The 12,408-nt window shown below is 73.5% G+C and carries 12 protein-coding genes; 4 read left to right on the forward strand and 8 right to left on the reverse strand.

The features are described from left to right. Window positions 1-24 precede the first annotated feature (24 nt). From ABZX61_RS12440 to ABZX61_RS12450, 3 genes are all read left to right on the forward strand, one after another. Window positions 25-285, forward strand: coding sequence for a GlsB/YeaQ/YmgE family stress response membrane protein (locus ABZX61_RS12440; RefSeq protein WP_350723358.1), 261 nt, complete (start codon window positions 25-27; stop codon window positions 283-285). Between the two features lie 138 nt (window positions 286-423). Further along, the gene (locus ABZX61_RS12445) at window positions 424-1,644 is read left to right on the forward strand and encodes a nucleotide disphospho-sugar-binding domain-containing protein (protein ID WP_355193939.1); all 1,221 of its coding nucleotides are present in this window, start codon (window positions 424-426) and stop codon (window positions 1,642-1,644) included. A gap of 101 nt (window positions 1,645-1,745) precedes the next feature. After that, window positions 1,746-3,605 carry a BTAD domain-containing putative transcriptional regulator gene (locus ABZX61_RS12450; protein ID WP_355193940.1) on the forward strand — a complete coding sequence of 620 codons (1,860 nt, stop codon included), beginning with the start codon at window positions 1,746-1,748 and terminating at the stop codon, window positions 3,603-3,605. Between the two features lie 49 nt (window positions 3,606-3,654). On the opposite strand, the gene ABZX61_RS12455 is transcribed toward ABZX61_RS12450, so the two are convergent. The 7 genes from ABZX61_RS12455 to pqqA all read right to left on the reverse strand — a co-directional run bounded on the left by ABZX61_RS12455 (window position 3,655) and on the right by pqqA (window position 9,979). Further along, window positions 3,655-6,531 (reverse strand): BTAD domain-containing putative transcriptional regulator, encoded by a 2,877-nt coding sequence (locus ABZX61_RS12455; protein WP_355193942.1) that lies wholly within the window; start codon window positions 6,529-6,531, stop codon window positions 3,655-3,657. A gap of 38 nt (window positions 6,532-6,569) precedes the next feature. Next, the gene (locus ABZX61_RS12460; RefSeq protein WP_355193944.1) at window positions 6,570-6,956 is read right to left on the reverse strand and encodes a hypothetical protein; all 387 of its coding nucleotides are present in this window, start codon (window positions 6,954-6,956) and stop codon (window positions 6,570-6,572) included. 95 nt (window positions 6,957-7,051) lie between these two features. Further along, the gene (pqqE, locus tag ABZX61_RS12465; RefSeq protein WP_355193946.1) at window positions 7,052-8,101 is read right to left on the reverse strand and encodes a pyrroloquinoline quinone biosynthesis protein PqqE; all 1,050 of its coding nucleotides are present in this window, start codon (window positions 8,099-8,101) and stop codon (window positions 7,052-7,054) included. Continuing rightward, complete coding sequence (pqqD, locus tag ABZX61_RS12470; RefSeq protein ID WP_350723348.1) at window positions 8,098-8,337, reverse strand: pyrroloquinoline quinone biosynthesis peptide chaperone PqqD; 240 nt, start codon at window positions 8,335-8,337, stop codon at window positions 8,098-8,100. Before pqqD ends, pqqE begins: the two co-directional genes overlap by 4 nt. Next, window positions 8,334-9,005: a pyrroloquinoline-quinone synthase PqqC gene (gene pqqC / locus ABZX61_RS12475; protein WP_355193948.1), complete on the reverse strand. Its 672-nt coding sequence runs from the start codon at window positions 9,003-9,005 to the stop codon at window positions 8,334-8,336. The genes pqqD and pqqC overlap by 4 nt, the downstream gene beginning before the upstream one ends. Then, window positions 9,002-9,811: an MBL fold metallo-hydrolase gene (locus tag ABZX61_RS12480; RefSeq protein WP_355193950.1), complete on the reverse strand. Its 810-nt coding sequence runs from the start codon at window positions 9,809-9,811 to the stop codon at window positions 9,002-9,004. Before ABZX61_RS12480 ends, pqqC begins: the two co-directional genes overlap by 4 nt. Window positions 9,812-9,823: 12 nt before the next feature. Next, a complete protein-coding gene (gene pqqA, locus ABZX61_RS12485) occupies window positions 9,824-9,979 on the reverse strand; it encodes a pyrroloquinoline quinone precursor peptide PqqA (protein ID WP_225963807.1) in 156 nt (51 codons plus the stop codon). Between the two features lie 305 nt (window positions 9,980-10,284). Between pqqA and ABZX61_RS12490 the strand changes: the two genes are divergently transcribed. Next, entirely contained in the window at window positions 10,285-11,340 is a 1,056-nt protein-coding gene (locus tag ABZX61_RS12490) for a Glu/Leu/Phe/Val dehydrogenase dimerization domain-containing protein (protein ID WP_355193952.1), read from the forward strand. A gap of 38 nt (window positions 11,341-11,378) precedes the next feature. On the opposite strand, the gene ABZX61_RS12495 is transcribed toward ABZX61_RS12490, so the two are convergent. Continuing rightward, window positions 11,379-12,362: an aldo/keto reductase gene (locus tag ABZX61_RS12495; RefSeq protein WP_355193954.1), complete on the reverse strand. Its 984-nt coding sequence runs from the start codon at window positions 12,360-12,362 to the stop codon at window positions 11,379-11,381. Between the last annotated feature and the right edge of the window lie 46 nt (window positions 12,363-12,408).

The following is a 12,408-nucleotide window of genomic DNA, read 5'->3' on the forward strand; positions in this document are numbered from 1 at the left end:
AAACACTCACACAAGGAGACCGAAATGCTCACCATCCTGCTCGGAGCCGTGATCGGCGGGGCCGTCGTGGGCGGCCTCGGCCGGCTGCTCCTGCCCGGACGCCAGGACATCGGCTGGTTCGCCACCATCGCCGCGGGCATCGTCGCCGCCGGGGTCGGCACCGGGATCGCCTACCTGTTCGGCTTCAGCGAGAAGACCTGGCTGGTGATCGTCGTGCAACTCGTCCTCGCCGTCGCCTGCGTGGCGGCCGCCACGAGCATGCTGGGCAAGAAAAGCAGGTCCTGAGGCCACGGACGCGGCCGTCGCCGGAGCATCGGGCTCCGGCGGCGGCCGTTCGCATGTGTTGAATCTGGTCACTAGTTATGCACAAGGGCGAACGTACGATCTCCGCTTGTTTCTCACGTTCTGACAGCGGAGATGTTCATGCCCAAGATCATTATCGCCGCCACGCCCGCCAACGGGCACGTGGCTCCCCTCCTCACCGTCGCCGCCGATCTGGTGCGGCGCGGTCACGAGGTCACCTTCCTCACCGGCACGAGGTTCAAGGAGCGTGCGGAGGCCGTCGGCGCGTGCTTCACGGCGCTCCCCGAGGAGGCCGACTACGACGACCGGCGGATGGACCTGGAGTTCCCCGAACGCGGGCAGCTCCCTCCCGGCCCGGTCCAGCTCGGGTTCGACGTCAAGCACATCTTCGGCGACCCGGTTCCGGCCCAGTACGAGGCGCTGCGGCGGCTGCTGGCCGACATCCCGGCCACCGCGGTGATCACCGACAACCTGTTCCTCGGGGCCCTGCCGCTCTCCCTGGCCTCCGGGCCGGACACGCGTCCGATCACCGTCAGCGTGGGCGTCTCGCCGCCGCCCCCGGCGACCGGCTGGGGCCCCGAGATCCACGTGGACGCGCAGCAGCATCTGGAGAAGCTGTTCGAGTCGGTCGGGGTGAGCCTTCCCGAGTTCGTGCTCACCAGCCTGATCACCGTCCCCGACCACTACCTGCAGCTGACCGTCCCCGGGTTCGAGTTCCCCCGTGACGACCTCCCGAGCTCCTTCCGCTTCGTCGGCCCCCTGCCGTCGGCGCCCGCCGGGGCCTTCGAGCGGCCGTCGTGGTGGAGGGAACTGTCGGACGGCCGCCCGGTCGTGGTGACGACGCAGGGGACGTTCGCCAACGTGGACCTGGAGGAGCTGGTCGTCCCCACGCTGCGCGTCCTCGCCGACTCCGAGGTCCTCGTCGTCGCCGCCACCGCGCGGCCGGGCGGTGTCGAGGACGTGCGGAACCTCATGGAGGCCGTTCCCGGCAACGCCCGGGTGGCTGACTTCATCCCCTTCGACCTGCTGCTGCCCCATGCCGACCTCCTGGTCACCAACGGTGGCTACGGCGGGGTGCACACCGCCCTGCGGCGCGGTGTCCCGCTCGTCGTCGCGGGCGTCACCGAGGACAAGCCATTGATCGCCGCCCGGGTCGAGTGGAGCGGTACGGGCGTCAACCTGGCCACCGCGCGACCCGACGACGCCGCACTCCGCTCGGCCGTGAACACCGTCCTGTCGACGCCGTCCTACCGCGCCCGCGCACGGGAGCTGCGCGAGGAGATCGCCGGCTTCGACGCCCTGGAGTCGATCGCCGAACTGGTGGCGGCTCGTCGAGGGTGAGCCGCGGTCACACTTCGGTCAGTCCTTGGTCACAAGGGGCGGCCTACGATTTCCCGCGGTCTGACCAGGGGTCTTACCGATGGGGGGAGGAACGATCGATCATGAAGACTGGGTTGCGGTTCGCCCTGCTGGGGCCGGTCAGGGGATGGCGCGGTGACGCGGAGCTCGACCTCGGCGCACCCCAGCAGCGGGCGTTGCTCGCCTTCCTGCTGTTACGCGAGGGCGAGGCGGCGTCGATCGACGAGATCGTGGACGCGCTGTGGGGGGAGCGGCCGCCGGAGAGCGCGCGGGCCGTCGTGCGTACCTATGTGTGCCGGCTGCGCCGTGTCGTGTCATCCGGCGAGGACGACGATCGGGTGATCAGGTCGTCCGGTTGCGGTTACGTCATCTCCACCGGCACGGTGTCCGTGGACTGGCACACCTTTCTCGGGCAGGTGCGGGAGGCGCAGGCCGTACGGGCTCGGGGGAATGCGGCCGAGGCGGCCGGCCTGCTGCGCGGCGCCCTGCGGCTGTGGCAAGGCCCGCCTCTGGGCGGGGCCCGCGGCGACTACGTCGACCAGGAGCGGACCCGCCTGGTCCAGCGCCGGGTCGCCGCGCTGGAGGAGCGGCTGTCGCTCGACCTGGAGCTCGGCCGGCACGCCGAGGCGAGCGAGGAGCTGGCCGAGGCCGTCGCCGCCGAGCCCATGCGCGAGCGGCTGCGCGAGCTGCAGATGGTCGCCCTCTACCGGTCGGGCCGGCAGGCGGAGGCGCTGGGCGCGTATGACGAGGTACGGCGGTTGCTCGCGGCGGAGCTCGGCATCGACCCCGGCACCGGCCTGCGCGAGCTGCACCAGCGCATCCTGCGCGCGGACCCCGGACTCGACCCGCCGGTGCCGGGCCCGGTCGTCGCGCCCGAGCGGCCGCCCGCCCAGTTGCCCGCCGCGCCACCCGGCTTCGTGGGCAGGGAGGCGGAGCTGGCCGCCGTCCACGGCACGCTCGGTCCCGGCGGGTGGACGCCGGTGGTGGCGATCACCGGGCTCGGCGGGGTGGGGAAGACCGCGCTGGCCGTCCAGGCGGCGCACGCGATGCGGGACCGGTTCCCGGACGGCCAGCTCTACGCGGATCTCGGAACGTCCGCCGGTCGCCCGGCGGACCCCGCCGAGGTCCTGGGCTTCTTCCTGCGCTCCTTCGGCGTGCCGGGGGATCGGCTGCCCGATCGGCTGGAGGAGCGGGCGGCCCTGTGGCGAACCGTGCTGGCCGACCGGCGGGTGCTGATCCTGCTGGACGACGCCGGCGACGCGGACCAGGTACGCCACCTGCTGCCGGCGGCGCCCGGCTGTGCCGCGATCGTCACCACCTGGCGGCACCTGATCGACCTGCCCGGCGCCCGCTGGATCGGGCTCCACGCCCTGCCCCCGGCGGACGCGCTGGAGCTGCTGGCCCGGCTGGCCGGCCACGGGAGGGTCCTCGGGCACCGGCAGGACGCGGTCGAGCTGGTCGATCTGTGCTCGCACCAGCCACTGGCCGTACGCGTGGCCGCGGACCTGCTGCAGGCCAGGCCGCACTGGACGGTGCGGCAGGTCCGCATGCGCCTGGAGGACGACCTGTACCGGCCCGCGGGCGCGAACGACGGCTGCGCGCTGATCGAGGCGCCCTTGCTGCTGGCCCAGAGCCGGCTCGATCCGCAGCAGGCCACGGCCTTCCGGCTCGCCGCGCTGCCCGACTACGGCGAGCTGACGGCAGAGTCGGTCGGGGCGCTGCTCGGCCTGCCGCGACCGCGGGCCCACCGGCTGCTGGAGTCGCTGGTCGACGCGCACCTGCTGCTGGCCGGGCCGGGCGGGACCTACCGGTATCACGGCCTGGTCAAGGCGTTCGCGAGGCGGCAGGCGTGGGCGTGCGAGGGCGTCGAACAGTGCGACGCCGCGCTGAGCCGGCTGCTGAGGCACCACTCACGGCGACCTGCGGCCCTGCCCATGGGCTGACGCGCCGCTCACGGCGACCGGCGGCCCTGCCCATGGGCTGACGCACCGTTCACGGTGACCGGCGGTCCTGCCCCGCGGATGATCCGCCGTCGAGTTTGGCGGTGAGGGCCGCCCTGGCCTCGGTCCGGGAGTCGTAGAGGCGTTCCAGGGCGGCCCGCCAGCTCGACCTGGCCGCGTCGGGATCACCGGCGGCAGCCAAGGCGTCGCCGAGCCGCTCCAGCACCAGAGCGTCGTGGTCACGACCGTGCCAGCTCTGGCCGCCGCCCAGCGCCAGGGACCTGCGGTAGTTGTCGATCGCCGCACGGTGCTCTCCCAGGAGGTGATGCGCCCAGCCGATGGTGTAGAGGACGAAGCTCTGGCCGACCACGTTGGTCTGCAGCTTCAGCGATCGCCGGCTGTACGCCAGGCCCGCGCGCGGCTCGCCCAGCCGGATCAGCACCCAGCCCACCGCGTTCAGGGCGCCGGCCTCCTCGAACGGGGTCGCTCCCTCCTGGCGGGACAACACGAGGCAGCGCCGCGCGTGGCGCAGTGCCTCCTGGTAACGGCCCTGGCGGTCGTGCAGGCGGGTCAGTTCGAGATGGGCGACGGACTGGCCCTTCACGTCCCCCAGCTCGGTGAACAGGCTCAAAGCGCGCCGGTAGGCGTCGTGCGCCTCGCCGGGCAGCCCGGCACGCGTGCACGCCGACGCCAGGGCGTGCAGGGCGTGGGCGTGCATGCGCGGGTCACCGAGCCGCTCCGTGGCCCGCACCGCGGTCCGCGCCAGCGCCAGCACCCGCTCCGCGGGGCGCATCAGGATCAGGTACGTATGCGCCGACCAGGCCAGATGCGCGACATGGTGGTCGAGCCCGAGCCGGGCGGCGTGCTCGACGGTGGCGAGGACGGCATCCTCCTCGGCGCCGAACCAGGCCAGCGCCCGGACCGTGTCGTCGATCGGGTCCGGGGCGACGCCGTCCCGCGGCTCGGGGAAGGGAATCGTGTTCTGGCCCGGTTTGATCAGCTCCGAGCAGCGGTGCGCCGTACGGAGGTAGTGGTCCAGCAGCCGGTGCAGTGCGGCCGTGACATCGTGATCCGCCTCCTCCTCGGCGGCCGTCTCGGCGGCGTACGCGCGGATCAGGTCGTGGAACGTGAAGCGGCCCGGCACGTGCTCGGTGAGCAGGTGGGCGGCGGTGAGCTCCAGCAGCGGCGGGCGCACGCCGGAAAGGCTCAGGCCGGCCAGGCCGGCCGCGGCCGACGCGCTGATGTCGGGCCCCGGCGCGGTGCCGAGCAGCCGGAACAGCCGGGCCGCCGCCGGGGTGAGCGCGCGGTAGGACCAGGAGAACACCGCCTGCGGGGCCGCCGTCGCGTCGAAGCCGGTGAAGCCGTCCAGGTTGCCGCGCGCCTGGCGCAGCTCGGCCGCGATGGACGCCAGCGTGAAGGACGGGTGGGTCAGAGCGTGGGCGGCGACGGCGACCAGCGCGAGCGGCAGCCCGCCGCACAGGGACAGGATCTGGGCGGTCGCGTCCGGCTCCGCCTCCACCCGCGCCGCGCCCAGCCGGGCACGCAGCAGGTCGGCGGCCTCGCGGGCCGGCAGCGGTTCCAGGACCAGCGGGTGGGCGCCGGCGAGCCCGTCGAGCCGGTTGCGGCTGGTCACGATGACGAGGCAGCCGGGGGACGCGGGCAGCAGCGGGCGTACCTGCCGGGCGTCCCGGGCGTTGTCGAGCAGCAGGAGCATCCGCCGTCCGGCGACGCGGTCGCGGAGCAGCGCGGCCCGCGCCTCCACGTCGACCGGGATCTCCTCCGCGGCCACGCCCAGGCCGGCCAGGAGCGCGTCCAGCGCCTCACCGGCGCTCATCGCCTGGTCGCTGGGGTGGAAGCCGCGCAGGTTCAGGAACAGCTGCCCGTCGGCGTAGTGGTGGGCGACCTGATGCGCCCAGTGCACGGCCAGGGTGGTCTTGCCGATGCCGCCCATGCCGTAGATGACCCTGACCTGCGCGGCGTCCGATCCGGCGTGGTCCTCCTCCGGGGCCGGCAGCTGTGCCAGCTCCGCGTGGCGCCCCTCGAAGACCGGCGGATCGGCGGGCAGCTGAGCGGGCCTGGCCACGCTCGCCCACACCCCGGGCTGGGTGGGCCTGGTCATGCTCGGCCGCGCTGCGGGCCCGGCGGGCCCGGTCATGGTCGCCTGCGCCCCGTGGGCGGCCGGGCGGCGCAGCACGTCCTCCCCCGCGGCGGTCAGCTCCGGCCCCGGGTCGATGCCCAGATCCTCGGCCAGCCGGGCGCGGACCTGGAGATAGTGGTCGCGGGCCGCGCTCTGGCGGCCGGTCGCGGCCAGCAGCTGAACCAGCCGGGCCTGCAGCAGCTCGTCCAGCGGCTCCCGCTCGGCCGCCGCCCGTACGGCCGGCAGCAGCGGCGCGGGCCTGCCGACGGCCAGCGCGTAGTTGGCGGCCACGCCCACCGCCGCCGCGTACTCCCGGTCCAGGGCGACGAAGACCGGCCGGGCACGGACCGCGGGCGGGATCCCGGCGGCCACGGCCCCCTGCCACAACCCCAGCGCCCGCACGTAGTGGTCCACCGCTTCGGCGGGCCGATCCTCGGCGGCGGCCGCGCGGGCCCGCGCCACCTGTTCCCGGAACCGGAGAAGGTCCGCGCCGGCCGCGTCCACCGCGAGCCGGTAACCGCCCGCCGCGGGCAGCAGCCACCGGCCCGCCTCCCGCGCCGGCAGCCCCGGCTCCAGCGCCCGGCGCAGCCTTCCCACGTTCCGATGCAGCACGTTGAGCGCGGTGGGCGGCGGGTCCTGCCCCCACAGGCCGTCGACCAGGTCATCGACGCCGACGGGCTGTCCCGCGGCGGCCAGCAGCAGGGCCAGGAAGGCACGCTGCTGCGGCCCGCCCAGCCGGACCTCGCGCTCCTCCCGCAGCACGCGCACCGGGCCCAGCAGCGTGAACCACATCCGCTCGGTCAGGAGAGGTCACCGCCTTTCTCCGCCTATCAGGTGCAGATCGCGTTGACCTTGTCCAGAGCGGTCTTCATGTTGGTCCGCACCTCCTGCAGTTCGGCCAGGGCCGCGTCCTTGTCGGAGGGGTCGATCTGGGCGTTGGTGAAGGTGTCGGCCATGCCGTTCAGGGCCGTGGCGAGGTCGCCTTCGGCCTTCCCCGCGAGTTCCTTGACCTTGGCGCCGATGTCGGCGTTCAGCTTGTTCATGCTCGCGGCGTCGCCGGCCGCGGATTGCGCCTGCGTCGTGTAGTCCTCATAGAGCTTGAACGTCTCGGTGCACACTTCGGCGTTCCCGCCGCCACCGCAGGCGCTCGCGGACCCGGAGAGGGCGATGCAGGCCGCGGCGGCGGCGAGACCTCGGCGGAGAGGGGTGCGGAACATGGTTGCCTTCCTCGGTCGGCGGCAAAGGTGAATGACGCCGACCGTAGGACGCGGTCGTCTACCGCGGATTGACGCCGCGCATACGCGGAGGGCTCCTAGCGCGCCGGCCGCCTGTAGGTGAACGTGCCCTCCGCCGTCAGCTCCGTGACGAGGTGGTGGTCGGGGGAGAGCCCGCAGGCCGGATCGGTACGGCTCGCGTCGCCGGTCAGCGCGTACGCCTGGCAGCGGCAGCCGCCGAAGTCGAGCGTCTTGCGCGGGCAGCTCGCGCACGGCTCGCGCATCCAGCCGGTGCCCCGGTAGGCGTTGAAGGCCGGCGAATGCTCCCAGATCCAGCCGAGCGAGTGATCGCGGGCGCTGGGGAGGTCCAGCGGCAGGTCGTACGCCGCCGGGCAGGGCAGCACGCGGCCGTCGGGCGCGACGGTGATCGAGATCGCGCCCCAGCCGCCCATGCAGGGTTTGGGCACGCCGTCGAAGTAGTCAGGGATCACCCAGATCAGCTCAACACCCGTCTTTTCCCGATATTTCTGGACTACGGCCTCGGCGCGGGCGAGCTGCTCCCTGGTCGGCAGCAGCGCGGACCTGTTGAGCAGCCCCCACCCGTAGAACTGGGTGTTGGCCAGCTCGATGCGCTCCACGCCCCACTCCAGCCCGAGCTCGATGATCTCGCCGACGGCGTCCAGGTTGGCCCGGTGCAGCACCACATTGAGCCCGAGCGGCAGCCCGCTCGCGACCACCGCCGCGGCGGCCCGCTCCTTCTTCGCGAACGACGCGACCCCGGCGATCCGGTCCGACTCCGGCGCCGTGGCCGACTGGACCGACAGCTGCACACTGCGCAACCCCGCCGCCGCGAGCTCGCCCGTCCTGCGCTCGCTCAGCCCGACGCCGCTGGTGACCAGCTGCGTGTAGACGCCCGCGCGGTCGGCCGCCGCCACGATCTCCGCCAGGTCGGGTCTCAGCAGCGGCTCGCCGCCGGACAGATGCGCGTGCACGACGCCCAGCGCCGCCGCCTCGCCGAATATCCGCCGCCACTCGCCGGTGTCCAGCTCGCTCGACCTGGTCGCCAGCTCAGTCGGGTTCGAGCAGTACGGGCAGCGCAGCGGGCACGCGTGCGTGAGCTCGGCCAGCATGGCCCAGGGGGCGCTCACCGGAGCCAGCCCTCGGCCCGGACCCGTTCGAGGAACTCCACGACGTCGGGCTCCGCGCCCTCGGGCAGCTCGGCGACGATGTCCGCCACGGTCCGCGCGCCGTCGCACAGGGCGACGATGGCCGCGGCCTCCGTGTTGAGCACGACGATCCGCTCGGGCACGATCAGCAGGTCCGCCCCGCGTACGGGGTCGTGGCGGAGCATGGCCGAGCGGGACAGCACCGGACGCCAGGTCATCGGTACGCCCCGTCCACGGCGTCGAGCAAGGACCACAGGAGGTCGCACTTGTAGGCGAGCGCCGCGACGGCCTTCTCCTGATCGGCGCGCGTCCGCGCCCAGTCGAGCACCAGGGTCAGAGCCTCGCCGCTGTCCTGGCGACCCTGGGAGACGCGTACCTGGAAATATCGCAGTCCGTCCGGGTCTATCCACTGGTAGTGCCGTTCGAAGGCGGCGATCCTCGTACGCATGAGGTCCGGGGCGAACAGCTCGGTCAGCGACGCCGCGACGGCCTCCAGCGCGGAGCCGTTGCGGCACAGGTTCACGTAGCCGTCGACGGCCAGCCGCACGCCGGGCAGCACGCCCTCGCCCGACAGCAGGAGCGACCGCTCCAGCCCGGCCGCCTCGCCCAGGCGCAGCCACCGCTCGATGCCGCCCTCGCCGGGCGCGGCGCCGTCGTGGTCCTGGATCCTGCGCAACCACATCCTGCGCAGCTCGGGTGTGGTCAGCTTGGCCAGGACGAACGCGTCCTTGACCGGGATGTGCCGCTGGTAGTGGAAGCGGTTGAGTATCCACCCCCGCAGCTCGTCCCGGGTCAGCTCACCCGCGTGCATGCGCTGGTTGAACGGGTGCAGGTGGTGGTAACGCTTCTCCGGTACGGCCCGCAGCTCGGCCTCGAAGCCGTTCAAAGGTCGATCACCATCCCGTCGGCGGCCACCTCGATCCCCAGCTCGGCGAGCACCTCGTGCTGCTCGGCCGCCGGGTCCACGAGGGGGTTGGTGTTGTTGAGGTGGGTGTACAGGCGGCGGCCGGGCAGCTTGGAGAGCCGTTCCATGGTCGCCTCGATCGGCAGGTGGCCCATCTGGGTGGCGGTCCTGGCGGAGATCCCGGTACGGCGGGGCTCCTCGTCGTCCCAGAACGTGCCGTCCACGATCACGCACGCGGCCTGCTGGAACGCCTCGTCCAGCTCGTCCGGCCACACCCCCATGGCGGGGGCGTACACCAGCGGCCCGAGGCGCAGCGCCGACACCCAGCCCGCGGCTTCGGGGGAGCCGGCGGCATACCGGGGACGCTTGCCCGACACCGGGATGGTGGCGGCGTCGGCCCAGGCCAGCTGGAGGTAGGGGCGCAGGAGCTCGGCGAAGGGGCGCAGCGCGTCCCTTACGACCGGGGTGGAGCGCACCTCCAGCGCGTCGGCCTCCCTGAGCCTGAGCAGGCCGATCGTGTGGTCGAGCTCGGCGTCGGTGAGGATCACGCCCTTCAGCGGCGACGCGCGGGGGCCCGGCCCCGGGCGCAGCCACGCGCACGACTCGATCTGCTCGGCGATGTCGGGCGTGGCGTTGACCACGTAAGCGCCGTCGTCGAGTTGGACGGCCAGGCTGGCGTGACGTCGGCGGCGGCCCGGATGGGCGCGTGCCCCGGAGCAGCCGGGGCACGCGCAGTTCCACTGGGGCACGCCGCCACCGGCCGCGGTGCCGAGCACCTGCAGTCGCATGGCGGCGCCCGGTTACCGGGTGGCCAGGAAGTACGCGGTCATCTCCATCGATGCCTCGACGACCTGGTAGTCAGGCTTGTGCCAGGTCGTCTCCTCGCCGCGGGTCCTGACCTTCTTCTCGTGGATCCTGCGAGGTTGCTTCTTGCCCTGCTCTTTCGGCTGGGACATATGCGTACCTGCCTTCCGTAGGGTGTTACAACCGATATGACCCTGTGAGATGGCGGACGTCAATGCCTTAGATCGGAGCTATATCGCTGATTTCCGGAAACTTTCCGGGCATGGGCGGGTCCGACGGGATCGTTCATCCGATGTCTCGCCATTCGGTCGGTGAAGCCGCCCGATCGCCAAACGAAGTTCGTCTCGTTCGCGCGGTCGCGCCGATTTCCGGCCGTTCGTTCGGGCCGAGGGACCTGCGCGCCGGCGTATGGCGGACGCTTGAGCCCTGATGCCGCTCGACCGGAGGGACCGGAGCCGTGCCCGAACTCGACCACGAACACGTCGCCATCCGCACCGGCCCGCGCTCCGGGCTGCCGGTGATCGTCGCCGTCCACTCGACGGCGCTCGGCCAGGCGGTCGGCGGATGCCGCGTCTGGCGCTACGCCGACTGGCGCGACGGGCTCGCCGACGCGCTGCGCCTGTCGGCCGGCATGACCGCCAAGTGCGCCGTGGCCGGGCTGGCCAACGGCGGCGGCAAGACCGTCGTCGCCGTGCCCGAGGGCACCGAGCTGGATCCGGCGCTGCGCCGCAAGCTGCTGGAGGACGTGGCGGACGCCGTCGCGTCCCTGGACGGCACGTACGCGACCGGTCCGGACGTCGGGACGAGCCCCGAGGACATGGCGGTCATCGGCGAACGTACCGCCCACGTCTTCTGCCGGCCGGTGGAGCAGGGCGGCAGCGGCGACTCCTCACCGGCCACCGCGCTCGGCACGCTGGCGGCCCTGCGCGCCGTACGCCACCGCCTCCACGGCACCTCGGCCCTCAAGGGCGCGCGCGTGTCGCTGGTGGGACTCGGCAGCGTGGGCCTCCGCGTGGCCGGCCTGCTCGCCGAGGAGGGAGCCGAACTCCTGGTCAGCGACATCGACCCCGCCAAGCGGGCCCCGGCCCGCGAGCTCGGCGCGACCTGGGCCTCGCCCGGGGAGGCCCTCACCGCCGAGGTCGACATCCTCGTCCCGGCCGCGCTCGGCGGCATCCTCACCGGGGACGTCGTACCGGAGCTGCGCTGCGCCGCCATCGCCGGGCCCGCCAACAACCAGCTCGCCACCGAGCCCGTCGCCGACCTGCTGCACGAGCGCGGCATCGTCTGGGTGCCGGACTACGTCGTCAGCGCGGGCGGCGCCGTCAACGCGCTCGCCGTGGAACTGCGTCACGAGAGCCCCGAGGAGGCCCGCGTACGCGTCGAGGCCATCGAGCACACCGTCACCGAGCTGCTCCACGAGGCCGAACACCGGAACGTCACCCCCGCCCGGGCCGCGACGGACCTGGCCCGCCGCCGCCTCGACGCCGCCCGGGTGGGACGGCCCGTCGGATGAGTCCGTGCCGTGCGCCCTGAGCGATCGGCTGCCTGGGGTCACTGCCAGGCCAGCGAGCCCCGGGTCGCCCAGTAGGTCTCGGGTGCCTCGGCCAGGACGGCGAGCCGCTCGTCCAGATCCGGGTCCCAGGCGACGCGGACCGCGGCGAGATTGCTGTCGAGCTGCTCCACCGACGCGGCCCCGCTCAGCACCACCCCGGCCCACGGCCTGGCCAGGATCGCGGCCAGGGCCAGAGCGTCCGGGGTGAGGCCGCGTTCCCGGGCGGCGCCGGCGAGCGCGTCCGGGGCGGCGTGGGCGGTCAGGCGGCCGTTGGCCACGCCCTCCTTGACGATCACCCCCAGCCCGGCGCGATGGGCCCGGTCCAGGGCCGGGCCGGCGGACGGTTCGAGCAGGTTCCAGGTCGCCTGGACCGTGTCGAACAGGCCGAGCTCGACCGCCCGGTCGATGGTGTCCGCCTGACGCGGCCCGGTCGTGGACAGGCCGACCGACACGCCGGAGGCGCGCAGCTCGCGCAGCCCGGCGAGGACGTCCCGGTCGTCGAGCACGCCGCTCTCCAGGGTGGCCGAGTGGATCTGGTACAGCGACAGGTGCCCGCCCAGCAGCTCCCGCGTCTCGTCGAGCTGCCGTCGCAGCTGCCCGGCGGACAGCTCTTTCACCTCGTGCCGGTCGGCCTGCATCCGCCAGTCGCCGACGTAGGCGTACCCCCATTTCGATCCCACGGTCACCGCCCCGGGCGCGATGGCGCGCTCGCGCAGCCAGCCGCCGAGGAACTCCTCCGCCCGGCCGTAGGAGCGGGCCACGTCGAAGTACCGCACCCCGGCCGTCAGCGCCGCGTCCAGGACCGCCCAGCTCCGGGCCCGCATCGCGCCGACGCTGCGATCACCGCCGAGGTCCTCCTCCCGGCCGAGCGTGATGTACGCCGGCCGGCCCAGAGCGGCCAGCCCGATCCCCACGGGTGTCACCCGCAGCCCTGTGTGGCCCAGCTCACGCACACCCATCCCGTCCCAGCTCTCCGCAGTCATGCCGCCAGTTGACCACACGCCCGGGATCGGCTGCCGACGGGCCGGC

Origin of the sequence: Nonomuraea sp. NPDC003709 (genome assembly GCF_040610775.1) — a bacterium.
Taxonomy (GTDB): Bacteria; Actinomycetota; Actinomycetes; order Streptosporangiales; family Streptosporangiaceae; genus Nonomuraea; species Nonomuraea angiospora_A.